Below are 23,702 nucleotides of genomic sequence, written 5' to 3'. Positions count from 1 at the left end.
TAAGACATTCCGAGCTCGTGTCAAAACTATCAATCTCCCAAAAAGGAACCATATTCAGTTCCCCCCTTTAACAAGCTTCAAATCAAACAAAAAATTAAGTCCAAAAATGACATTGGAAACTGCTTCCAACAAAAGACCTATTCTCATCCTGATGACAAAATTGGCTGTAGAAGGCCATTGCAAAACCAGACTTGCTGCGAATATTGGCCCGAAAAATGCGGCCCGTATACAAGGTGAATTGACAAAACACACGATTGCTGTAGCCCAATCCCTTGCAAAAAGATGGCTAGTCGAAGTCCATCTTGCCATTTCTGGTATCTCCTCAAAGGAAGGGCAAAAATGGGGATTAAATCAAGGCTTAAAAAATGTGTTCCATCAAGGTGAAGGAGACCTTGGACTACGCATGAAAAGGCAAATATTGCAATCACATAAAAAACTAACTACAAAAAATAGTATTAATCGAACGACTCTCCTGATAGGAACTGACCTGCCAACCCTTTGCCAACTTGATCTAATCAAAGCTATAAAAGAATTAGAAAGCAATGAAATGGTTCTAGGGCCAGCTTTAGATGGAGGGTATTGGTTACTAGGGCTTTCAGAACAATTAGTTAATCCTTTAGTTAGCTGGCCTTTCGATTCAATAGCATGGGGGACAAATCAAGTCCTCAGACAAACCATTTCAAAAGCCAAAGAAAAAGATATTAGATATGCATTATTACGTGAACAAAATGATGTTGACCACCTAAACGATCTTTCTCCATGGCAAGGCTAAGTACGTCACAGACACTAAGCATTGTTATTCCTAGTTTTAATGAAGCAAGTAATCTTCCTCTATTACTTGCTGATCTAAACCTTTGGCCACATCCACTTGAAATTTGTATTTGTGATGCCTGCAGTTCAGACTTAACAGAGCTGGTTGCAAAACTAGGAGGCGCTAAATTAATACAAATTTTAGAAGCAAATCGAGGTCTCCAGCTTCATTACGGTGCAACCAATACTAGTGGCGAGTGGATTTTATTTCTACATGCTGACTGTCGAATACCAGGGACTTGGCCAGAAGCCTTGTCCAAAATAATAAATCGTAGATCTTCAAAAGACATAGCATGGTTCTTTGATTTTAAAGTCCAAAGTGAAAAGGTAGAATTGAAACTACTAGAAATAGCTGTATCTATTAGAAGTAATTTCCTAAAGAAACCATATGGTGATCAAGGATTATTAATAAAAAGATCATTATATAAAGAAATGGGTGGATATAAACCACTTTCTTTAATGGAAGATCTTGAGTTCATAGAGCGTATAACAAAAAAGATCAAAATCAAACGAATAGGACTCCCACTATATTGCGATAGTCGTCGTTGGGATAAAAATAATTTTATAGTTAAAGCCTTTGAGAATGCAAAACTTAGACGTCGATGGAGGAGAGGAGAAAGTTCTAAAAAGCTTGCATGTGAATACTACAAAAAGAACACTAAAGTTCGTCAATAATTTCTAATAAAGCTAGATTCAAACTGAACATATAGATTGTCAACTTCTATCAGCAGTAAAAGAAGAGTTCCCTACTAACAACATTCCTCTATAAAGAATTAATTGGCATACCAAAATGCACATCGATGTCCTTTTGGCTCAAGGAGCCAACCTTGACTCTTATAAAAAGCAACTACACCAGGGTCTGCAAAGAGTGTAATCCTTCTGATTCCAATATCCCTAAGAGATCTATTTACATAATCCATAAGTAGTTTCCCTAATCCAAACCCCTGATAAATAGGGTGCACTGCAACATCCCATACAGTAGCTTCAAGAACTCCATCTCCTGTGCACCTGGCAAAGCCAATTAATCTTGGGAAGCTTTGATCATGTCTCCAGAGTCCTACTTTCAGCAAGCTATTATCAAGTGCAATTTGAACTTTTCGCATTGGTCTTTGGCTCCATCCAACAGAGCGCAACAACTGTTCAAGTTCAACCAAATCAAAAGGCCTTGCTTGACTAAAAACAAGAGCCATCTGCTCATTAGGGGATGGGCAATTGCAGGCCCCATCCCCATAAGCCTCTTGAAGCTCCTCCGTTGTTAGAGAATATGAGCCAATCAATGCAGTGCGACCATCTGTCCCAACTCTTTCTAAATAATAATTCAGTGTGGTCCTTCTTTAAAGTTTAGCCAAACCCTGTTCTTGTAATTCTGCTAATTGTGAATAAAGACCTCCAAGCTTCCTAAGCCCTTCATGGGTTCCTTCTTCTATCAATCTTCCCCTTCTCAAAACTAGAATTCGATCTGCCGATTCAACAGTTGCAAGCCTATGAGCAATCACCAAGGCAGTTCTTTTCTTAAGCAATCGATCTAAATCTCGCTGCAAAGTAGCTTCTGTTGAAGGATCCATAAATGCAGTTGCTTCATCCATGATTAAAACTCTTGGGTTACGAATAGCGACTCTTACAACAGATAAAAGCTGACGTTCGCCTGAGGACAGATTTCCACCACGTTCTCTTAGTTCGGTATTCAAACCTCTTGGCAGCTTATTTAATAAAGTTTCTAATCCAAGATCTTTGCATATCTCTATCAAGCGATCATCATCTATATCTTTATCTAAACGAAGGTTATCTGCAACATTGCCACTAAATAAAAATGTATCCTGAAGTACTACACCTACTTGCTTGCGAAGATAGGAGATAGGTATCCGCCTAAGATCCTTACCATCAATCAAAATCCTACCACTTTGAGGTTCATACAACCTGCAAAGCAATCTGATTAATGTAGTCTTTCCTGATCCAGTGGGTCCAACAAGAGCAACATTTTCACCTGGTGCAATCCTAAATGTTAAATCTTGAATAATTGGCTCATCAGGCCTATAAGAAAAATTAACCTTATCAAAGATTACCTCTCCTAATTGAGATCTTTCTTCATTAATTACACTATTAGGATTTAACAAGAGGTTCTTTTGATCAAAAATTTCTATTCTCTCTTCTAATAACTCACCAATTCTTTCAACTGCAGTTAAACCTCCTTGAATTTGAGTAAATCTTTCTGCTAATTGTCTAAGTGGGTCGAATAATCTTTGGGAATAAAGTATGAAAGTAGTTAAAGTTCCTAGCCCCATTGCTCCCGAAGTTACCATCCATCCACCTAAGGCAAGAACAAGGGCTACTGCGGCAAGTGAAACCCACTCAATGAAAGCAGAAATACTACTGTCATAAAAGATTGTTCCATTTATAGCTTGTCGGTAAAACATTCCTGTCTTATTAAATTTTTGTCCATTAATAAATTCTCTGCGAAAAATCTGGACTACTTCTAGTCCCTGTAGATTCTCCTGAAAATCTGCATTCAACTGAGACAATTCTTCTCTTACTTTGTAGTTAGCTTTTCGATAACGTTTCTGAAGCCAAAGTATAAAATATGTGACTGGTACTTGGGTGAATAAGAGTAATATGCCAAGCCTAAAGTCAATAAGAAGCATTGTCACCGCAATAACCAAAAGGCTTACAACATCAGCCAAGACACCAACCGCCCCACTCCCAAATACTTCAGCCAAAGCATCAACATCACTAGTTAATCGCGTTAGCAATTTCCCAACAGGCATTCTGTCGTGGAAACGTAATGACAAATCCATTGCATGTGAAAATAATTCGTCACGTATTCGAGCTGTAAGTCTTTGCCCAACTGCCTGAATGTTGTATGTCTGATAACCCTGTAAAACCAAACGAAAGAGAACCGAAATCAACAAAATGCCTATCAAAAGTCTTATCGCAACTCTTAGAGGTAAGTCATTAAGAAAGGAGAGTGTTGCCTCACCCCTGAGGACACTTATTGCCTGTCCTACTAAAAGGGGTTGAATAGCTCCTGCGACAGCAACAGGAACAAGAATTAAAAAGATTATTAATAACCTCTTCCTATCTTGGCGTAGATAACGTCCTAATCGTTTTATCCGCTGGAAATCATTTGATCCCATCAGCCTAGAAACTCGGGTAGCTGTTGCTGAGAGCGAATTGCTTCAAGAATTGATTGAAGCTCACCACGATCTAACCGCAAGGAAAGTGGGTTCCCAACCAAGCGAGCCGTTGAATAGAAAAGATCTTCAATTGCTACAAGTCCGTTATCACGAAGAGTACGTCCAGAAGCGACCAAATCAACAATGGCTTCTGCCATACCAGTGATTGGTCCAAGTTCTACCGAGCCAGTGAGGTGAACAAGTTCAACAGGAAGATCTAGATCGTCAAAATACGACCTCGAACAATGTGTAAATTTACTCGCAACCCTGCAATGAGGAGGTAGATCAGCAGCTCTTTTATAACCACTGTTTTTTTTCACAGCTACAGACATATGGCAGCCACCAAAACCAAGATCAACTAAATGGGCTATTGGCATTTGCTTCTCTCTCAAAACGTCATAGCCCACTACTCCCAACTGAGCCTGACCATAGGCAACATAGACAGGGACATCTCCATTGCGGACAAGTAATGCTTTAGCACGACCGCAACGAGAAGGAATCATTAATTGACGATTCCCAGATTCTAAAACTGTCGAAAAGTCCAGTCCTGCTTTAGCAAAACTGGACACTGAGTCCTTGAGCAAAGCTCCCTTAGCTAGCGCAACTGTGATCATGGATTAATTCATCAACTTGGACTTTAACGATCTGCCATCCCTAGAAAGCTATGTACAACGAAAAAAACTGCTACTCAATACATGGACTTCCTGTTTTGCAAGACAATATTGTTTGGATATTGGTTAGAGCGAATGAAGCTTTAGTAGTCGATCCATCAGTGGCAAAGCCAGTTGAAGAATGGCTTCATAGGAAAAACTTAAACCTAATAGGAATTCTTCAAACCCATCATCACGAAGATCATATTGGAGGAACAGAAGGACTTCTTAATTCTTGGCCTAACGCAGAAATTGTTGCATCCAAGACAGATCTAAAACGAATACCGTTCCAAACCAAGTCAGTTGTTGATATGGATGAGTTACTTATCATGGGATGTCATGTAAAGGTTTTAGAAGTTGCTGGACATACCAGCACTCATTTGGCTTACTTCATACAATCGCAAAAAGATGTTTCCTCAAACCCTTTGCTTTTTTGTGGAGATACACTTTTTAGTGCAGGGTGCGGTCGTATTTTTGAAGGAACGATAGAACAGTTATATAAATCAATTCAACTCCTTAATGAATTGCCAAAAGAAACTAAGGTTTATTGCGCACATGAATACACAGAGTCAAACCTTCGGTGGGCATTAACAATCAAGCCTAATGATAAGTCGATCAATTCCAGACTAATTGAGGTAGAAAAAAGAAGGAGTAAAGGGTTGTTAAGTCTTCCAAGTAGTCTAGAAGAAGAACGCAAAATAAATCTATTTATTCGTGCAAAAAATATAGAAGAATTTGCCAATTTACGCCTCAAAAAGGATAGCTGGAGAGGCTAATAGAAAAAGAACGGTGTTAAAAATAGCTTTATTTTACTTCTAGTTTCAAATCAATCTCAAAGTCTTTAAATGAAGCTAAAGATAGAACCTTCAAGAGAAATTCTCTTCATTTAAGTTATAGGCTATTAAAAGTAACATCTTTCTTGCAATAGCTCATTTGAACCGCCATGAATTCTTTTACTTCAAAGGCCATCTACACAAATTCAGCACCAGCCCCTGTAGGGCCTTATAGCCAAGCAGTTTTAGCAAATGGGTGGCTTTACTGTTCAGGACAAATCCCATTAGACCATTCGAGTGGTCTCCTTGTAGGAGAAGGAGATATCAAGGCTGAAACTCATCAAGTGTTGAGCAATTTAAAGGCTGTTTTACGTGCCGCTGGTTCAACTCCATCTCAAGTGGTAAGAACAACAATCTATCTAATTGATCTAAATGATTTCGAAGCTGTTAACGCAATTTATGCAGAAGCCTTTACAGAAGGTACAAGCCCAGCAAGAGCTTGCGTTCAAGTAGCTGCTCTCCCGAAAGGCGCGCGCATAGAAATTGATTGCATCGCATATTTAGGGACAAAGGAGGGTTGAGGTCCCAAAAATCACAAGTTCATTTCACAAATCGACGTCAAAAAACAAAAAGCCTGATGAAAATCATGTAGACCTACTGCAACCGCTGAAAGAACCTAGTTAGTTCAAGCTAAAAAATCTTGGGATTTCAATCCGATTCTTTATTTTAAAATTGAGCAAAACCCACTTTCATAAAAGCCACTTTGCTATGTGGCCCGATGATTGTCTAAATTAAGTCTCTAACAGAGACTTATCATGCCTGCGGCGAAGCTGACCATAGGGGAACTCGAAGCTGGCTATCCGCTCTATTGCAAGGCACTAAGGCGACTTCTGCAAGAAGGTCGCAGTGCGAAGGAAATAGAGCGTACTGTATGTTGGAGCCACCTAGAGACCTTAAACAGATGTCTTCCAGGGAGATATAAAGCGCCTTCATATCTAATGGTTTTGATAAAACGCGACCTTGAGCAACCTAAAGATGAAAGAGGTTCTAGTTTATAAGTCCTTAGAAGATCTGAAGATTATTTTTTGTTTGTATCCATTAAATCGTGCCCCTCTATCTCACCTTGAAAAACTCTACTGGCCAAAATATCTGATGCCTCGATAGTCATAAGGTCTTCTTTACTTAACCTCTCACCCTTTCTAGAGAAAAGACGATTTGCTTGTCTTAAACGGATTCGATCAAGAGCATTGCGAATTGACCTGGCATTTGCAAAGAAAGGAAGATTTCGACGCCTTTCAATATAATCTTCAAAAGTTATTAATGCTTCTTTGCTAAAAGAATAATTTTGTTCAACTAAAAACAAATCAGCTATTTCCATTAATTCTTCATTGGTGTAATCAGGGAAATCAATATGATGGGCAACTCTTGAATAAAGACCGGGGTTAGAGCGATAAAATATTTCCATTTGATCTTTATATCCAGCAAAGATCACTAAAAATCCATCTCTTTGCCCTTCCATATCCTGCAAAAGAATTTCTATAGCTTCAGCCCCATAATCTCTTTCATTGCCTGGCTTATAGAGGTAGTAGGCCTCGTCAATAAAAAGAACCCCCCCCTGGGCCCTTTTGATCATTTCTTTTGTTTTAGGGGCTGTGTGTCCAACATATTGACCAACAAGATCATCTCTAGTCACAGTTACAACATGTCCTTTCCGCAAATAACCAAGCCTATGCAATATCTGAGAGATTCTCTTGGCAACAGTGGTCTTACCTGTACCCGGTCGACCAGTAAAAGACATATGAAGAACTGGTTTTTTAGTTGCAAGCTCTAAATTCTGCCTGGCTCGTTCAACCAACAACAACGCAGCAATTTCCTTTATACGAGTCTTAACTGGCTTCAACCCAACCAATTCAAGATCTAACTGATCAAGAACCTCGGAAACCCCCGACTCGACATACTCATTAGAGAGATCAATCGAGGATTTCATCTATTTCAGAAGCAAATTTAAATTCAACATCAGTCATTTGTGCATCTTGCTCTTCACTTTCAGGGCGCAGGGTGATATTGACATAAGTGCTTCCAAAACTTATATCTGGGAAGATTTTTTTTGATTCACTAAGTGCTCCAAGGGACTCCAAGAAGTCTCTTGTTGCTTCATAGCTTTCAAACTCAAATCGCCTCTCAAGACGAATAGGGTGATTCCTTTGCTTCCATTTAATCATTACAAAAAAAGTTATTCATAATTGTTAAACCTAGATCAATTAGAAACAACTGTTCAACTTAAAGATTGAAAAACAATTAAAGAGAGGAAATCAACTAGTAGCGACGTTTAGCACCACTCGCTACTAAAGCCGGCTCAACCTCTATATGAGGGCGAGCAATTATATGAGCCGCTACTAGTCCATCTCCAACTCGCTCGCAAGCATCGGCTCCTGCACGAACAGAAGCATTGACCGCACCTGTTTCTCCACGAACCATCACAGTGACATAACCACCGCCAACATATTCTCTTGAAACCAGATTCACTTCAGCTGCTTTTGTCATCGCATCTGCCGCTTCAATAGCAGGAACCATTCCACGCGTTTCAATCATTCCAAGAGCTATCCCTTTCTTCAAAATAGAGGCATCTCTTGAAGACGTTTTAGAGGCTCCACCTCGTCCATTGGAACTATTGCTTGAATCAGATGAAGGCCCTCCTTTGGAGACAACAGGGCTGCTTTTCTTAACAGAAGAGTTTCTATTAGTTTTGGTACCTTTACCAGAACTTTTTGAGGTAGACCTTGTTGGTGTAACAGGAGACACATCAACTGTTTGTTTAGAAGCCTTAGATGATTGTGAAGCTGAAGAATTAGTCATAAGAGTTATCGATAAATTTAAAAGAGATAGTCATATCAAAAGGAAAGGCAACTATCCATCTGGTGGCCAGAAGTCAATAATTCCTCCTATCGTTAGATCAGTTTGAATACTGGGATCAGGGCATGCAAATCGAGCTGCAGATCCACTTGCAGTAAAGACCCAATTCCCTTCACGAGCACCAACTGGATCTACTGCTACTAGATTTTTCCCACTATTATTTCTAAGAATCCGAAGATTCATATGCCCTAGGCCTCCAACTCTTTGCGTGCAAACCATTCGACCCATAACTTGCATAATTTCCATTAACCAGATCCTCCTTGAGAAGTTTTCGGGGCTTCTGGATCCCAATGATCAATAATCCCTACAATTGTCAAATCACTAGGGTAAGACTTGCTACCAGCTGCCTCTCTAGCTGCAGAGCTTCCCACACAAATAACCCAATCATCAGGCTTGCATCCAACAGCATCTACAGCTACTTTCTTGGAGCTACCGTCTAATACAACCTGAAGGTGTTTGTGTTCAAACCCAGGAATCCGATTTGTTGAAACAAGCGGCTTAAGAACCTTGCAAATAAGCATGTCAGTGTTCCTCCTGAAATGAAGGATCAAGCGATGACCCTACAACTTCGGCTGATTTTTTTTGATCTCTATCTCGAATAGTAAGAAAAGTATGTAGCAGTCCATCGGCTACTAACCGTTGATAACGTGATGCAATTGCACTATCAACCCTTCGGCAATCTGCGATTGCACGTTCTCGAGCCCCAGGGACATCACCAGAATAGTCAAAACGAATCACCACAGGAATAGGGAGATCACGAGAAACATTGAGTCCCTTAAAAATCTTCACGCCTACATCTAAATCAGGGGCACCTTCTTCAACAGTGTCCAGGTGGGAAAAATACGTAAGATTACGAAGGTGAACCTCTTTAAAACCTATACCAACACCAATAAAGCGTTCGGCATGACCCGCATCAGGGTATGAGCCACCATAAAGTTGACGAACATAGTCGATTTGAGAAATGTTGTTTGCAATTAAACGCGTAACAAAAGAAACCATCCCTGGATCTGCAGTAGAAGCAACAGCCTGCACTTGTCTTGCAATCTCTTGGATAGCCTGATCGGCTGACATTGATTTTGTTTGCTGATATATATCTAGTGCTGAAATCCACTTATCAAGAGGAATTTCACTTCCAGAAGAAGGAACATGTATACGTATGGCATCTGTATCTGTATCCAGGCCAATCAAAAGAAGATCTACTGAGGCGCCACAACAAAAGCTTTTTTCAACGGCCTTACGAAAATCAAGCAATCTCGCATGGCCGGCTGCTGCAGCGAGAGAATCATTGCTTCCATGAGCAGCACAACCTTGATGCGATGGATCTATAGAACTAAAATGGTAGATAACAACTTTTAGATAACGAGTTGGAACTTCTGGAGGGTTAGGAAGTCCTGCTCGATAACGATTATGTTCTGTCTTTACCCATCGGTTAACAGTGTTCTCAACATCAAAAAGAGCTCCTGCATGAGAACGACGACGCACAGCACTAAACGGTATTCTTAATGCATAGGCAATAGAGTGAGCTAAGCGTCCATCAGCACAAGGAGTTATATCTAATAGGTGAAAGCCACATTCAGAAATAAAAGATTCAAAAGTTTTAGCTTGATCAGATGATTCTGAACCTTTCAAAGGGTCTGTATCAAAAAACTGATCACTTGTTTGCTGATGAGATTGAAAAACACACCAAGCGAACAAAGCTCGCATATCAAGAGGACGGACCCAGGCCTTTTCAAGAAAATGATCAGGAAGCTTAAAACCTAATTCTGATCGACTTAACTTTTGCGCCCGATTTGCAAAATCCTGTTCATGTTGAATCTCCGATAACTTTTTTAAGAAAGGGACAATTCGATCAAATTTTTCTTTGATCTCAATCTCATAAGCTTGGAGATGCTTGTTGGAAAGTTCATCTGTAAGAGCGTGAGATCCAGAGTCCCTAAGAGGAGTACATTTCGGAGAGGCCTCTGGCTCTAGGGCTAGGGTTTGCACTGCCATACTTCGCTTGCTTGGGGCAGTAGGGCCCCGACGTAAGCGTTCCACATTTTTGGCCAAGCTGCGATAGGCCATCAGTTTCTTAGCCTCTAGCTCCACCAGAGAAGGTCACCAACTGGCCTTCTTGAGTATTGCCACTAGATCCAGTCACAAGGAAGTCTGGTTTAGCCAGTTCTTCATTCCGCTTTTTGTCAAAAGCAGGCATGGCACTCATTGGTCCAGGTCGAGAAGGATTGCGTCTGTGAGCAGATGCACCTTCTGTACCAGTGACATGTTCGCCACGGGCCCAATCATCACCTGTAATGTTTAAACCTGCTGATTGTCCTTCTCCAGTTATACGAGATGAGATACGAGAGTCTTCTTCTTTTTTTACTACTTCTTCAACAGGGACAGAGCTGAATTGACGAGGTTTACTATCAAAACGAAACTGTTCTGTGCCAGTGACTTTCTCGGGAGCCATATCAAATGGACCTGTAATCCTTGAGCCATTTTCATAGCTGGTCCCTGTTACCCCAGAAATCTGTTCCCTCTGAACCTGAGCAGCTCTGGCAGGTGACTGAACAGTGAATTGGCGTCCTGGGCCTGAGGTTGGTGCATTTTGATAACCATGACTACCTAATGGAGCGTTAGAACCACAAGCCTGAACAAGATGATCGCCACCAACATAAGGAGTACCTGTCAAAGTCTCACAAGCTCCTTTCTCGGTCCCAGTCATTACTCCACCTAACCCTGGTTGTTGGCCTGTCAAAAGAGAACCAGGAGTTCCAGCTCTCTTAGGAGTACGTTGGAGAACAGCTTCAACTGAAGAAGCGTCACACCATTTGTCAGATTGTTCTACACCAGCGTAAGGGGTTCCAGTTACAGCCTTACAAGTACCAGGCTCATCTCCAGTAACAAGAGTTGAGCGACCAGTCATAGTTCCGCTAACAGCTTTTGATTTATTAGTCAGGCTTAAGCCAACTTTTGCTGCCTCGGGAGCTGGTTTCCCACCGCAAAAGACTTGATATTGTTGAGAACCTATATACTCATCACCTGTTACTCGCTTACAACTACCAGCTTCATTACCAGTAACTGATTCAGCACGCGTAACATTTGTACCAGTTACTCCAGCTCCACGAAGAGTATTAAAAGAACCAACCTTTTCAGCAGGTCTACCTTCAGGTAGTGGGTCAGAACCAAGATACTGATCCCCAGTTAATCCTTTTTGAGACCCAGCCTCATCACCTGTAACATTCGCAGCACGACCAATCAAAGTGCCGCTTACCTTCTTGCCATCTAAGGTAAGACTTTTGCCAACTTTACGAGGAGAAGATTTAACTCCTCCACAATATTCATTGGATTGATTAGCGGAAATATATTCTGTTCCAGTCAAAGCTTTGCATGTACCTGGTTCGTTTCCAGTGACTTTTTCAGAGCGACCTACTTCATTTCCGGTCACTACATTGCCATGAGTTGTATTAGTCACTGCCACCTTCAAAGGTTGACCTAGAGGTGGTGGATTTTGACAGAAGGTCTCAAAAACCTCTGAGCCCATATATTGAGTACCAGTAACTGAACGGCATGTGCTCGCCTCATTACCAGTAGTCTTAGATGATCTATTTGCTTGAGTACCAGTAACTACCTGTCCAGAATTAGTTTCACTAGCACCAACTTTCCAGTGCGCATCTTCAGCAGAAGCAAATTGCTTGGAGCCATTTCGATTAGGGCCACAGGGTCGACTAGCTCCTGAACGTTTAGAGCCACTAGCACCACTTTTACTTCTCAATTCACGTACTCTCTGTGAAAGCTCTCTGCTAGTCAATTCAGGATCACCCTGGCGAGCTACAGAGGCTGCAGATGTTGGTTGCTGGCCAGCAGTCTTACCATGCTTAGACTGTGCTTCCCTGCGAGCTAACACAAGTGCTCTACTGGAGTTTTGTATAGCACGTCGTTTTGTAGTTTGACGTCTCCCAGGATTCCTAGCAGTCAAGTCTGAATTTCGATTAGTAGTTGTTAAATGATTTACAGAACTAGTTGAATCAGAGTCTCGCTCTTTACATTCATCACAGCAGTATTTTATTGAAGTTTCTGTACTTACTTGGCCAGGGTTCTTTTTAACATCTACTCGCGTTCGGTCTTTACTTTTATCTGCTGTCTTCCCACGGCGAGACAACTCTTCTCTACGAGCTAAAACCAATTCTCTACTTGGTTGACTTACTCGCTTGATATTTCTACCAGGAGAAGAAGTTGAGAGAGAGAAGGACTCACTGGAACCAGCTCTCACTCCAACAGATGCAGCGCTATCTTTTCTGGGTTTAATTACCTGGGCATCAGTCCTGGTAGCACGAGAATCCGCAGCTGAACGGACTCTATTGTCTGTAGAGCTGTTTAATGCAACAGCCTTCTTCCCGCTTTGACTAAGAGCCTTGCGGCGCTCAAGCACTAGCTCTCGGCTGGATTGTTTTGCCATGTCTACCAGATAGGAACGTCGTAAATCAAGAAGAAATCAATCTTCCCAAAGGATAATTAAATAGCCTCGAATAATTCTTCGAGGCTACAAACCAGATCGCTATTAGCGACCTTCGAAAACAACGAAGCAAGTCCCTTGACTTTGGGTATAAGCGTCGTAACCAACCATGCGAACATGGTGATCGGGATATGCACGATGGCAAGCCTCTAGCTCACTGACAACCATATTCAAATCCTTTTCACCGAAGAATGGCAACTTCCAATAAGACCAGTAGGTCTGCATAGAACCACTAGGGTGAACATGCTCAATTACAGGGCTCCAACCCTGAGCAATGATGTAGGCAATTTGGTCATAAATTTCGTCCTGGGTCATCGGCGGTAGGAAGCCGAATGTTTCCAGGGTGGCGACTGTTTGATAGTCACCAACTGTGCTCTGGAAGGGCATAGTAAACCTTGGATTAGGAATGTTTAAGAGCCGATACGATTAATCGACTACTGAGATTTAGGAAAGGAAAGAGAGGAGGCAAGAAGCCTCCTAAATTTCGCTATTACTGAACGTCAAGCTTGTCAACTGTGTCGAACTCGAACTTGATCTCCTTCCAGGTCTCAAGTGCAATAGCCAACTCAGGACTGTGCTTTGCGGCTTCCATAAGGATGTCGCGACTCTCTTTTTCGATCTCTCGACCTGCATTTCTCGCTTTAACGCATGCTTCAAGCGCTACACGGTTAGCAGCTGCACCAGCAGCAGATCCCCATGGATGCCCATGAGTACCACCACCAAACTGTAGGCATGAATCATCGCCAAAAATTGCTAGCAATGCTGGCATGTGCCAAACGTGTATACCGCCAGAGGCGACAGCAAACACACCGGGCATTGAACCCCAATCTTGATCGAAGAAGTTCCCGCGAGTACGATCCTCAGGAACAAATGATTCACGAAGGTTGTCAATATAACCAAGAGTGGTTTGGCGATCACCTTCTAGCTTGCCAACTACGGTTCCGGTATGAAGTTGGTCACCACCAGATAGACGTAGGCACTTTGCAAGGACACGGAAGTGAATACCATGCTTTGGATGGCGGTCAATCACAGCATGCATTGCACGGTGAATGTGCAACAACATTCCGTTCTTTCTACACCAATTAGCCAAGCCAGTATTGGCAGTAAATCCACCAGTGATGTAGTCATGCATGATGATTGGCATGTCAAGTTCTTTCGCGAACTCAGCACGCTCATACATCTCTTCTGGTGTTGTGGCTGTGCAATTTAAGTAATGGCCTTTAACTTCACCAGTCTCCTGTTGAGCAAGCTTTACAGCCTCAGCAACAAACTCAAAACGCTCTCTCCAACGTTGGAAAGGTTGTGAGTTTATGTTCTCATCGTCCTTGGTTAAATCAAGGCCTCCTCTAAGACACTCATAAACAACTCGACCATAGTTCTTACCCGAAAGGCCAAGCTTTGGCTTAATTGTGCAACCCAAGAGGGGACGACCATATTTATTCAGGCGGTCTCGTTCAACAACGATTCCGTTTGGAGGCCCACCACATGTCTTAATGAAGGCCATCGGGAAGCGAATATCTTCCAAGCGAAGATGGCGAAGAGCCTTAAAGCCAAAAACGTTACCAACTAAAGATGTAAGAACGTTTGTTATTGAGCCCTCCTCAAAAAGATCGAGAGGGTAAGCGATGAATGCATAAAAGGATTCCTTGTCACCAGGGACATCTTCTATGCGGTAACAACGACCCTTATAGAACTCAAGATCAGTTAATAACTCTGACCAAACTGTCGACCAAGTACCTGTAGAAGATTCGGCCGCAACTGCTGCTGCAACTTCCTCTCTGGGGACTCCTTCCTGGCCAGTGCACTTAAAACAGGCCAAAAGGTCGGTATCTAGGGGCACATAGTCCGGAGTCCAGTAGGTATCTCTGTACTCCTTGACCCCAGCGTCATACTTCTTGCTCATAAGAAAACTCCTTTAAATCGGTTTAGAAGATTGAGATGTTGCGATCCTTCTCAAAAGATCGTCGTCAGGTCTCAGTCCTTTTGACCAAGGAAGGCACCGTTACCAAGAGCTGGCTCAACTTCACGATGAGGACGAGCAATGATGTGTGCAGCAACAAGACCATCACCAACACGCTCACATGCGTCAGCTCCTGCACGAACAGCTGCGTTAACAGCACCAGTTTCTCCACGAACCAAAACAGTTACGTAACCACCTCCGACAAATTCACGACCAATAAGGCGCACTTCAGCTGCCTTGGTCATAGCATCAGCCGCTTCAATTGCTGGCACGAGGCCTCGTGTCTCGATCATGCCGAGGGCGATGCCCATTGTTTCGCTAGCCATAGCCTGCCTAAAAATAAAGGGATGGAATGTTCGCTATGGACAATGCTTTGAAGACCACGCTTACGTCAAGCAAATTTGACTAAATACCCGATTACCTTCTTTTCTATCTTTTATAAGCTCTGCTTATCACCCTGTCCATGACAGTTAAAAACAGCTGTGGTTATTTTGATGAGGGCTTCAGCACATTGAGTTGAAGTCTGCGCGGAAGGTAAGTATTTTCTACCACCGAGACAGGTCCCTAGCTATTGCTTAGGGGTGGAATGTTCAACCCTCCCTGTCTCAAATAAATCTAAAAAACATAATTTGGAAAGATCTCTGACCTTGCAAAATGGTGTTTATGAAAAGCGACTTATTTTGACAAGGCCTCTATTAACTATTGCTAGTGGCAACCATAAAAAAGTTGCTGAAATCGAGGCAATGCTTGGACCCTTACCTCTAACTATTCAACGCCAACCAAAGGATCTAGAAGTAGAAGAAACAGGGTCTACCTATCTTGAAAATGCCCTACTCAAAGCTAAAGCAGTAGCAAAAGTCACAAGCAGCTGGGTAATTGCTGATGACTCTGGATTGGAGGTAGATGCGCTGAATGGCCAACCAGGAATTTACTCTGCTCGATTTGCAAAGACTAATGAAAAAAAACTACAAAAAATCCTTGATGCACTTGGTAATAGCCCCTATCGAAGTGCTCGATTCCACAGTGTCATGATTTTATGTGACCCAGAAGGCAATCCGGTCAAATCAGCCGAAGGGATTTGCTGGGGAGAACTACTTAAAGAACCTGCCTATCCTGGTGGAGAGTTCGAATCACTTTTTTGGGTTAGAGAAGCTCAATGTACCTATGGAGAATTAACACAAGAGCAACTTTCAAAGCTTGGAAGTAGAGGTAAGGCAGCACGTGAAATTGCGCCTTACCTTCGCCAAGCCTTAGAAATTTCGTAACTTGATCTAATTGTTTATCTGATCAATAGCTCGCATTGCGGCAGCTGCTGCCTCTTCTACATCACCCTCTTTTCCTGCAAGAGTTAATCGGCCAAAAGCTCCTACACCCTTAACATCTACGACAGTAATATTTGAGGATTTCTCAGCTTCATTAGCCGCTATAAGCACATAACCAGCTGGCTCTGTTTCAAGAATAAACATACTCATCCCAGACTCAATCATTGAACCCCGACGATTCTGACGATTAATAAGAACTGCATGGTCCGGGGTAATTGCTCGAATTACCTCAGTCCAACTCACATCACATGGCTTCCGTCTATCAATACTGCTACCAATAGCATCCAGCACCACATCTCCGGAATGCAGGACTGTGCTTTGATCTCGATGATAAAGAGCTAATGATCCAAAAGCCCGCTCAACCACCATCTGGCCAAGTCGAACATTGCTTGCTTTAAGGGCAATATCAGTAACTCTATGAACTGCCATCCCTGGAGAAACCTCCATCCAAAGACATGCATCTCCAGGAATAGGTAAAAATCCCTGACTCACCGTCCCCATATAGGCAGCTAACTGAGGCTGAAGAGAGTCAAGGAAAATATATGTTCTTAACTCAATTTGTTGTACATGACTTGCCTGCCGGGCAACACGCGCTGTCTCTGAATCAGTAGTAATTACGCAGCTTGCACCAGAAGACTGAGGCTGCACCTCAGTCCCAGTAATGAGCGAGCTCCTTCCAAGTCGCCGCTCACGATTCTCCAAGCTGGCGAATCCGTTCATGGCGCGGATAATACTGGACGAAATGACGATCTAGAAAAAAAAAAGAACTTGCGGGCTGAATAAGAGCCGATAACTTCGAGTAAATCTACGAATTAAGAGAATGTCTACTCCTCAAGAAAATGTATCCAATTCAAGCACTTTGCCTGCTGAGCTAAAAGCAGAGCAGACCTTGGGTTTAATAGGTCTAGGCCTAATGCAAAAAATGTCCCGTGAGGGCATCTCAGGGTGGGACTGGTCAACCGAAGGGACTGGAGAAAAAGCTGATCTTGTTTCGCTTCGTCAACGACTTGAATTAACAGCACTGGCTATAGAAACTGGTGCTCCCTTAAGCACTTCTGAAGTAACTCAACTATTAGGCTCACGGCCAGGCTCATCAAAAACAGAGAGGGGTGGCCTTATAGCAAGACGGATCAGTCGAAATGTTTGGAAACTAAATAAAGCTGAAAGAAACAATTCTCATTGGCGGAACTAGTCGGCAGTATTAATCAGGGTTTCATGACACATATACAATCCAAATATTCTAAAGATCTAACCCATAATTAATGTGTGACCTAATTGCGTAATAATTTTTTCTTGCTTAGGCACTTCAAGTCCAACAGCTGAAATGATTGACTATAACTAGTATCTACAAGTTCAACAAACATAATTTACACAAGTAATTCCAAGTTTTAATACAGGTTCAAACCTTAAATTCTGACCAGTAAAAGAGCCAAAACACCTCTCTTAGAATTACTACGAAAGTGCAACAAATAATTTCCAATTCCAAAGAGTTTCCGTTGCTAATGACCATTTGCCAATAATCCGGGCAGTTTTAATAAAGATTTGAGAGAAAAGCATGGGCGGCGCAACGCTGCTTAAAGAAACTGGCCCTCGCGAAGTCTTCTGCGGGCTTACATCAATTGTTTGGCTCCATCGGCGAATGCCTGATGCCTTTTTCCTTGTTGTTGGGTCACGAACTTGTGCCCATCTAATTCAAAGTGCAGCTGGAGTAATGATTTTTGCGGAGCCACGTTTTGGCACTGCCATTCTTGAAGAAAGAGATCTAGCTGGCCTTGCTGACGCTCACGATGAATTAGATCGAGTCGTAAAAGAGTTGTTAGAAAGAAGGCCCGAAATTCGTACCCTCTTTCTTGTGGGTTCTTGCCCTAGTGAAGTCATTAAAATTGATCTAGCCAGAGTTGCTGAAAGACTTAATTCTCTTTTTCAGGGTCGAGTAAGAGTATTGAACTATTCGGGCAGTGGAATTGAAACAACCTTTACCCAAGGTGAAGATGGAGCCCTAAAAGCTCTTGTTCCATTAATGCCTGAGAGTCAAGAAAATCAACTGCTTTTAGTCGGCACCCTTGCAAACCCTGTAGAAGACAGACTAATTAAACTTTTCAACCGTCTAGGAATTGAAAAAGTTGCAAGCCTTCCACCGAGGGAATCAGTAGATCTGCCCTCCGTTGGGGCTAATACAAAAGTACTTCTCACTCAGCCGTATCTTACTGAAACAGCAAGAGTCCTTAGAGACAGAGGGGCCGAAATACTGCAGGCACCATTCCCTTTAGGTATAGAAGGTAGTCGTCTATGGATGGAAGCAGCAGCAAAAGCTTTCAAAATTGAAGCATCCTTAGTTCAATCAATATTGGAACCATTGATCATTCGCTCCCGCAAGGCACTAGAGACATATAAAGCAAAACTTTCAGGTAAACGCCTTTTTCTATTACCTGAATCGCAATTAGAAATTCCTCTAGCACGTTTTCTTCATAGAGAATGCGGCATGGAACTCGTTGAAATAGGAACCCCTTATCTCAACAGGGAGCTAATGCAACCTGAATTAGAGCTGCTACCTCCAAATACAGTTGTCATGGAAGGACAGCATGTCGAAAAGCAGCTAGACAGAGTGAGGCAAAAATCCCCAGATTTAGTGGTTTGTGGAATGGGATTAGCAAATCCCTTAGAAGCAGAAGGTATCTCCACAAAGTGGTCTATCGAGCTTGTCTTCAGCCCAATTCATGGAATTGATCAAGCTGCAGACCTTGCAGAACTTTTCTTCAGACCTCTCCATCGACGAAATCTCCTTAATCAAAAAATCCTTACTCACGCTTGATCAATGGAACTTACCCTCTGGACATATGAAGGTCCTCCTCACATAGGAGCCATGAGAATTGCATCTTCGATGGAAGGTGTGCATTACGTTTTACATGCTCCACAAGGAGACACTTACGCAGATCTACTTTTCACTATGATCGAACGACGGGGGCGAAGGCCTCCAGTCACCTACACCACTTTTCAAGCCAGAGATCTCGGCGGGGATACTGCGGAACTAGTCAAAGGTCATATCCGCGAAGCTGTTGAACGCTTTGAACCAGAAGCTCTTCTGGTTGGCGAAAGTTGCACAGCCGAACTCATTCAAGACCAGCCAGGTTCTCTTGCAGCAGGAATGGGGTTCGACCTTCCCATAATCAGTCTTGAGCTTCCTGCTTATAGCAAAAAAGAAAATTGGGGTGCCTCTGAGACTTTTTATCAACTTGTCAGAGGACTCCTTAGCAAGCAAACGCCAGAGAATAAAAATCATGATGCCCAAGCATGGAAAAAGGAAGGGCGGCGACCAAAGGTAAATCTCTTAGGCCCCTCCCTTCTTGGATTTCGCTGTCGTGACGATGTTCTTGAAATCCAAAAGCTCCTTGGTGAGAATGGCATCGATATCAATGTCATCGCACCTCTAGGTTCTTCCCCAGCCGATCTCATAAGACTGCCAAAAGCCGATATAAATGTCTGCCTTTATCCAGAAATCGCAGAGCCAATCTGTCTCTGGCTTGAACGTAATTTTGGCATGCCTTTCAGCAAAACTGTTCCTATTGGTGTGGGAGCAACAAATGACTTTTTACTCGAACTACATGAGCTGTTAGGGATGCCGCCTTCGAACCCTGGCAAACAGGAAAATCAATCAAGACTCACTTGGTACTCACAATCAGTAGATTCCAACTACCTCACAGGGAAAAGAGTCTTTATTTTCGGTGATGGTACGCATGCTCTTGCAGCAGCACGAATCGCCAACGAAGAGCTTGGATTTGAAGTCGTAGGGCTCGGGACCTACAGCCGAGAAATGGCACGTTCAGTTCGTGCTGCGGCCAAAGATCTGGGGATAGAAGCGCTAATTAGCAATGATTATCTAAAAGTAGAAGAAGCGATGGCAAGTGTTTCGCCGGAGCTTGTTCTTGGCACTCAAATGGAGAGGCATAGTGCCAAACGATTAGGAATTCCTTGTGCTGTAATTAGCACCCCAATGCATGTACAGGATGTGCCTGCCCGCTATAGCCCACAAATGGGTTGGGAAGGTGCAAACGTGATTTTCGACAGCTGGGTTCATCCATTAATGATGGGGCTAGAAGAGCATTTGATTGGAATGTTCCGCCATGATTTTGAATTTGTTGATGGACATCAGAGCCATCTAGGGCACTTAGGAGGGCACACTGAGAACAAAGAAAAAGACTCTTCACTAGACACAACGGAAGCTTTGATATCAGAAGAAAGTCCTATTTGGACTACAGAAGGGAAAGAAGAGCTTTCAAAGATCCCCTTCTTTGTTAGAGGAAAAATTAGAAATAAAACTGAAAAGTATGCTCGCCAAATAGGGTGCAGAAAAATTGATAGCGAAACTCTATATGACGCAAAAGCACACTTCAAAGCATAAAAATTTCATACCAACAAAATACAGGAGGCAGAACACTTGACTAAGTATTAATTCCTACCCTCTCCTGCTATTTTTTGTCCTTTTGCTCGAAAAATGGATCAAAAAGTAGCTACATGTTTCGAATTTCACAAACAAACAGCGCCAATACTTTTTTCTCTCTTAAATGGAATTAGTGGCCATTGATAAAGGAAGCTTAATGACAACAACTTTGGCTCGTCATGCCGACGGGGAAGGCAGTGTACAGGTCCAACAAGATCCCTCGGCAAAGATACAGGAAGGGGCACTAGTAATTGCCGTCTATGGGAAAGGCGGCATTGGGAAATCAACAACTTCATCCAACCTCTCTGCAGCATTCTCAAAGCTTGGGAAGAAGGTACTTCAAATCGGTTGTGACCCTAAACATGACAGTACTTTCACCCTTACTCACAAGATGGTGCCAACTGTTATTGATATCCTTGAGGAAGTTGACTTCCATAGTGAAGAACTGAGACCCGAGGACTTCATGTTCCAAGGTTTCAATGGAGTCATGTGCGTAGAAAGTGGTGGCCCTCCCGCAGGCACAGGCTGTGGGGGGTACGTAACAGGACAGACCGTAAAACTTCTCAAAGAACATCATCTTTTAGAAGACACTGATGTTGTGATCTTTGATGTCCTCGGAGATGTAGTGTGTGGCGGTTTTGCGGCCCCCCTACAACATGCAAATTATTGCTTAATTGTCACAGCGAACGATTTTGACTCAATCTTTGCCATGAATCGAATAGTTGCTGCAATTCAAGCCAAGGCAAAGAACTACAAAGTACGGCTAGGGGGGGTTGTCGCAAACCGTTCCGCGGATACTGATCAAATAGACAAGTTCAATGAGCGTACTGGATTGAAAACCATGGCTCATTTTCGAGATGTAGACGCTATTCGACGGTCCCGACTAAAAAAATGCACAATCTTCGAAATGGAACCTACTGAGGATGTTTTAGCTGTTCAAAACGAATATCTTTCATTAGCAAAGAAACTATCGAATTCAGTTGAACCATTAGAAGCTGATCCTTTAAAAGATAGGGAAATATTTGATCTACTTGGATTTGACTAAGCTAGTGAAAGCGTACACGAAAACAAAAATCTCTTACTCTTACTTCAATCCAACTATTTCCATTGTCAGTTCCCAAACTCGGCGCGAGGTTTTTGGATCAGTCACTCTCTCAGAAAGCTCCTGAGAGAACTGTTGTCTATTCTTTCTCTGACGGTTCCCCCAACTCCAATGAACACCAGAAAGACCAAACTCAGGGTCAGAAACCACCTGAGCGACTCTTTCACCAGCTAGTTCCTGGCTAACAAAACCTCCTGTAATCAATTTCTGGAACCAAGGGAACAGCCACTGAAAAAGCTTAGGAGTGTTCCTAAACAGCTTTGTATTTGCAACACAGCCTGGATATAGAGAACTAAACAAAATCGGCGAGTCTTTAAACCTTCGGTCTAATTCCTGCGTAGTAATCATATTGCAAAGTTTGCTGTCCTTATAGGCCTTCCCAGGTTTGAATCGCTTTCCATTAGCCATAGAAATAGGATCTCTAAAGCCTTGCTCAAGGCCTGACAGATCCCCCAGGTCAGCAGGTGCTGGAATAGGTATCTTTCCTCCTAATTCCTTATAATTAGCAGTCACCGTGCCTAACATCACCATCCGAGGAGGCTCAATCCCCCAAGATCTGCCAACCCAAACTGGACGGCGAGAATTACTCAGATTCTCTAAAAGAAGTTGAATTAATAAAAAATGCCCAAAATGATTCGTAGCCATAGATATCTCATAACCCTGAGCTGATCTCTGAGGTTTAGAAAGTCTTGGCAAATAAACAGCTGCATTGCATACCAACGCATCCAAAGGCTCATCAAGATATTTAAGAAGATTCTTCACCCCTTCTTTTACGCTCTCCAAATCACCTAAATCCATCAACAAATGCTTTAACTGACGAGATCTACCCGAAGGGAGACCAAGCTTTACAGCTGCTGCCTCCGCTCGAAGAGGACTTCTATTTGCAGTGATAACTCTCCAGCCTCTATCAACTAGAGCTTTAGTTGCATACAAGCCCACTCCAGAAGTGGTTCCTGTGATAAGTACTGTACCTGGGGCAGCTTGGGAAGAAGCCATTGCTAAGCATTAGTCCAGTGATTTTTAAGTCAAGTATTGGTCAAAACCAAGTTATCGTCTCAATTAGACATGGAATTCAGCGCCAGATAACTCTAATTCGATCTGGTGCTATCCATTGATGATTCTCATCCATTATTCGCTGATCACCTCCAATAGTAAAAAAACGATCAAAACGATTCTGATGCTCAACAAGCTTAACGGATTCAACATTCAGAACAGAATTGAGCTCTGTATATCTCCCCATCCTCTGATGAGAAGCAATACCTAATTTGATTAGACTTGTAGTACCTATAAACAGAAGACCTAATTTCATTATTAAGGCGATAAAGCTATATACCAAATCTCTATGTTGTTCCTGCAACTGAATATTCGATGCCAAAGTCGCAGCATCAATCCTCTCTTTTTTTGAAAAGACAGGCTTTATGTTTCTTTTTCGAGACGCACGCTGACGACTCTGGTTGTTAGACCTGGACTTTGCCAGGAGAGTGGCCAAGGGAATTCGTTACGAGCATTACCCGCTTTTATCGCAAAGAACCTCTCCTGCCAAGCCCTATGAAGTCTTATCAGGCCTTGGCAAGGCTAATTCCAAGACGAAGAGCAAGCACTCCAGAATGAATCACAATTACTAAGCAGAGGCCTGCAAGATCAAGAGTAGGAGTGAGCTCCATGTGTGGTCAACTACAAGTGTTTGTTTATTCTCAACTCAAATGGGGCTAAATGGCCACCATTTGCAAAAGGCTGTCACACCCGAAGAAAGGCCTAAATAAAAATGCCTTGAAATTAGGAGCATTAGGTCAAGCAGTGCAAACCTTGATTAACCAAATAAACTCAACAAAAAACTTCCTTAGATATAAATCCAATAACACTCATGGAGCTCGCTTTTACAAGCTCAAATTTTATATAAAGCCACCCTAAAGGTCTTAATAATATTCAACAGGAGGGAAGAGCATGTGGTTTTAAAACAGGTGTAAATCTATGGATTAAGCCTTATTAATAATATCCCGCTAAAAAGGACTAATATAGTTTAGTAAAGAAAAGCAATTAAAAAGGTCTAACAATTCTTTAATTCACTA

27 protein-coding genes are annotated in these 23,702 nt (G+C 42.4%); 10 read left to right on the top strand and 17 right to left on the bottom strand.

From position 1 onward, the window contains the following. The first annotated feature begins 106 nt into the window (after positions 1-106). Both SOI82_RS10510 and SOI82_RS10505 read left to right on the top strand, forming a co-directional pair. Complete coding sequence (locus SOI82_RS10510) at positions 107-772, top strand: TIGR04282 family arsenosugar biosynthesis glycosyltransferase (RefSeq protein WP_320667353.1); 666 nt, start codon at positions 107-109, stop codon at positions 770-772. Continuing rightward, complete coding sequence (locus SOI82_RS10505; protein ID WP_320667352.1) at positions 760-1,485, top strand: TIGR04283 family arsenosugar biosynthesis glycosyltransferase; 726 nt, start codon at positions 760-762, stop codon at positions 1,483-1,485. Before SOI82_RS10510 ends, SOI82_RS10505 begins: the two co-directional genes overlap by 13 nt. A gap of 98 nt (positions 1,486-1,583) precedes the next feature. Here the strand turns inward: SOI82_RS10505 and SOI82_RS10500 are convergent, their stop codons facing one another. Genes SOI82_RS10500 through hisG form a run of 3 tightly spaced genes read right to left on the bottom strand, consistent with a single transcriptional unit; the run spans position 1,584 to position 4,594 of the window. Then, entirely contained in the window at positions 1,584-2,087 is a 504-nt protein-coding gene (locus SOI82_RS10500; RefSeq protein ID WP_320667351.1) for a GNAT family N-acetyltransferase, read from the bottom strand. Between the two features lie 57 nt (positions 2,088-2,144). Further along, complete coding sequence (locus SOI82_RS10495) at positions 2,145-3,941, bottom strand: ABC transporter ATP-binding protein (protein WP_320667350.1); 1,797 nt, start codon at positions 3,939-3,941, stop codon at positions 2,145-2,147. After that, a complete protein-coding gene (hisG, locus tag SOI82_RS10490) occupies positions 3,941-4,594 on the bottom strand; it encodes an ATP phosphoribosyltransferase (RefSeq protein WP_320667349.1) in 654 nt (217 codons plus the stop codon). Before hisG ends, SOI82_RS10495 begins: the two co-directional genes overlap by 1 nt. Before the next feature lie 50 nt (positions 4,595-4,644). Between hisG and gloB the strand changes: the two genes are divergently transcribed. From gloB to SOI82_RS10475, 3 genes are all read left to right on the top strand, one after another. Beyond that, a complete protein-coding gene (gloB, locus tag SOI82_RS10485; protein ID WP_320667348.1) occupies positions 4,645-5,406 on the top strand; it encodes a hydroxyacylglutathione hydrolase in 762 nt (253 codons plus the stop codon). 167 nt (positions 5,407-5,573) lie between these two features. After that, positions 5,574-5,984, top strand: coding sequence for a RidA family protein (locus tag SOI82_RS10480; RefSeq protein ID WP_320667347.1), 411 nt, complete (start codon positions 5,574-5,576; stop codon positions 5,982-5,984). Positions 5,985-6,218: 234 nt separating this feature from the next. Continuing rightward, on the top strand, positions 6,219-6,461 hold the full coding sequence (locus SOI82_RS10475) for a DUF3136 domain-containing protein (protein WP_320667346.1): 243 nt from the start codon (positions 6,219-6,221) through the stop codon (positions 6,459-6,461). 20 nt (positions 6,462-6,481) lie between these two features. Here SOI82_RS10475 and cbbX read toward each other — a convergent pair whose 3' ends face one another. From cbbX to SOI82_RS10425, 10 genes are all read right to left on the bottom strand, one after another. After that, positions 6,482-7,390 carry a CbbX protein gene (gene cbbX / locus SOI82_RS10470; RefSeq protein WP_320667345.1) on the bottom strand — a complete coding sequence of 303 codons (909 nt, stop codon included), beginning with the start codon at positions 7,388-7,390 and terminating at the stop codon, positions 6,482-6,484. Continuing rightward, a complete protein-coding gene (locus SOI82_RS10465) occupies positions 7,374-7,625 on the bottom strand; it encodes a 4a-hydroxytetrahydrobiopterin dehydratase (RefSeq protein ID WP_320667344.1) in 252 nt (83 codons plus the stop codon). Before SOI82_RS10465 ends, cbbX begins: the two co-directional genes overlap by 17 nt. Before the next feature lie 94 nt (positions 7,626-7,719). Continuing rightward, positions 7,720-8,259, bottom strand: a complete 540-nt coding sequence (locus SOI82_RS10460; RefSeq protein WP_320667343.1) for a BMC domain-containing protein — start codon at positions 8,257-8,259, stop codon at positions 7,720-7,722. 51 nt (positions 8,260-8,310) lie between these two features. Beyond that, the gene (locus SOI82_RS10455) at positions 8,311-8,562 is read right to left on the bottom strand and encodes a carboxysome peptide B (RefSeq protein ID WP_320667342.1); all 252 of its coding nucleotides are present in this window, start codon (positions 8,560-8,562) and stop codon (positions 8,311-8,313) included. Further along, positions 8,562-8,837 carry a carboxysome peptide A gene (locus SOI82_RS10450; RefSeq protein ID WP_320667341.1) on the bottom strand — a complete coding sequence of 92 codons (276 nt, stop codon included), beginning with the start codon at positions 8,835-8,837 and terminating at the stop codon, positions 8,562-8,564. The genes SOI82_RS10455 and SOI82_RS10450 overlap by 1 nt, the downstream gene beginning before the upstream one ends. Before the next feature lies 1 nt (position 8,838). Continuing rightward, positions 8,839-10,380 carry a carboxysome shell carbonic anhydrase gene (locus SOI82_RS10445; RefSeq protein WP_320667340.1) on the bottom strand — a complete coding sequence of 514 codons (1,542 nt, stop codon included), beginning with the start codon at positions 10,378-10,380 and terminating at the stop codon, positions 8,839-8,841. 7 nt (positions 10,381-10,387) lie between these two features. Further along, complete coding sequence (locus tag SOI82_RS10440; protein WP_320667339.1) at positions 10,388-12,754, bottom strand: CsoS2 family carboxysome shell protein; 2,367 nt, start codon at positions 12,752-12,754, stop codon at positions 10,388-10,390. A 102-nt stretch (positions 12,755-12,856) separates the two neighbouring features. Next, positions 12,857-13,198, bottom strand: a complete 342-nt coding sequence (locus SOI82_RS10435) for a ribulose bisphosphate carboxylase small subunit (RefSeq protein ID WP_320667338.1) — start codon at positions 13,196-13,198, stop codon at positions 12,857-12,859. A 103-nt stretch (positions 13,199-13,301) separates the two neighbouring features. Then, positions 13,302-14,714 (bottom strand): form I ribulose bisphosphate carboxylase large subunit, encoded by a 1,413-nt coding sequence (locus SOI82_RS10430; protein WP_036901157.1) that lies wholly within the window; start codon positions 14,712-14,714, stop codon positions 13,302-13,304. Between the two features lie 71 nt (positions 14,715-14,785). Continuing rightward, entirely contained in the window at positions 14,786-15,097 is a 312-nt protein-coding gene (locus SOI82_RS10425) for a BMC domain-containing protein (RefSeq protein ID WP_320667337.1), read from the bottom strand. Between the two features lie 354 nt (positions 15,098-15,451). Between SOI82_RS10425 and rdgB the strand changes: the two genes are divergently transcribed. Next, a complete protein-coding gene (gene rdgB, locus SOI82_RS10420; protein WP_320668427.1) occupies positions 15,452-16,036 on the top strand; it encodes an RdgB/HAM1 family non-canonical purine NTP pyrophosphatase in 585 nt (194 codons plus the stop codon). Between the two features lie 6 nt (positions 16,037-16,042). On the opposite strand, the gene SOI82_RS10415 is transcribed toward rdgB, so the two are convergent. After that, the gene (locus tag SOI82_RS10415) at positions 16,043-16,813 is read right to left on the bottom strand and encodes a BMC domain-containing protein (protein WP_320667336.1); all 771 of its coding nucleotides are present in this window, start codon (positions 16,811-16,813) and stop codon (positions 16,043-16,045) included. 100 nt (positions 16,814-16,913) lie between these two features. On the opposite strand from SOI82_RS10415, the gene SOI82_RS10410 reads away from it, so the two are divergent. The 4 genes from SOI82_RS10410 to bchL all read left to right on the top strand — a co-directional run bounded on the left by SOI82_RS10410 (position 16,914) and on the right by bchL (position 21,576). After that, a complete protein-coding gene (locus SOI82_RS10410) occupies positions 16,914-17,285 on the top strand; it encodes a hypothetical protein (RefSeq protein WP_320667335.1) in 372 nt (123 codons plus the stop codon). Positions 17,286-17,648: 363 nt separating this feature from the next. Then, positions 17,649-18,905 carry a ferredoxin:protochlorophyllide reductase (ATP-dependent) subunit N gene (locus tag SOI82_RS10405; RefSeq protein WP_320667334.1) on the top strand — a complete coding sequence of 419 codons (1,257 nt, stop codon included), beginning with the start codon at positions 17,649-17,651 and terminating at the stop codon, positions 18,903-18,905. 3 nt (positions 18,906-18,908) lie between these two features. After that, positions 18,909-20,492, top strand: coding sequence for a ferredoxin:protochlorophyllide reductase (ATP-dependent) subunit B (locus SOI82_RS10400; RefSeq protein ID WP_320667333.1), 1,584 nt, complete (start codon positions 18,909-18,911; stop codon positions 20,490-20,492). A 196-nt stretch (positions 20,493-20,688) separates the two neighbouring features. Then, the gene (gene bchL / locus SOI82_RS10395) at positions 20,689-21,576 is read left to right on the top strand and encodes a ferredoxin:protochlorophyllide reductase (ATP-dependent) iron-sulfur ATP-binding protein (protein ID WP_320667332.1); all 888 of its coding nucleotides are present in this window, start codon (positions 20,689-20,691) and stop codon (positions 21,574-21,576) included. Positions 21,577-21,615: 39 nt separating this feature from the next. On the opposite strand, the gene SOI82_RS10390 is transcribed toward bchL, so the two are convergent. The 3 genes from SOI82_RS10390 to psaM form a co-directional block, all read right to left on the bottom strand. Further along, the gene (locus SOI82_RS10390; protein WP_320667331.1) at positions 21,616-22,629 is read right to left on the bottom strand and encodes a protochlorophyllide reductase; all 1,014 of its coding nucleotides are present in this window, start codon (positions 22,627-22,629) and stop codon (positions 21,616-21,618) included. A 76-nt stretch (positions 22,630-22,705) separates the two neighbouring features. After that, complete coding sequence (locus SOI82_RS10385; RefSeq protein WP_320667330.1) at positions 22,706-23,122, bottom strand: hypothetical protein; 417 nt, start codon at positions 23,120-23,122, stop codon at positions 22,706-22,708. Between the two features lie 70 nt (positions 23,123-23,192). After that, on the bottom strand, positions 23,193-23,297 hold the full coding sequence (gene psaM, locus SOI82_RS10380) for a photosystem I reaction center subunit XII (RefSeq protein WP_320667329.1): 105 nt from the start codon (positions 23,295-23,297) through the stop codon (positions 23,193-23,195). Positions 23,298-23,702: the final 405 nt, after the last annotated feature.

It is taken from the genome of Prochlorococcus sp. MIT 1307 (genome assembly GCF_034092395.1).
Classification (GTDB): Bacteria; Cyanobacteriota; Cyanobacteriia; order PCC-6307; family Cyanobiaceae; genus AG-363-K07.
Note: the sequence above shows the minus strand (reverse complement) of the source record. Positions and strands in the feature narration are given on the sequence as shown.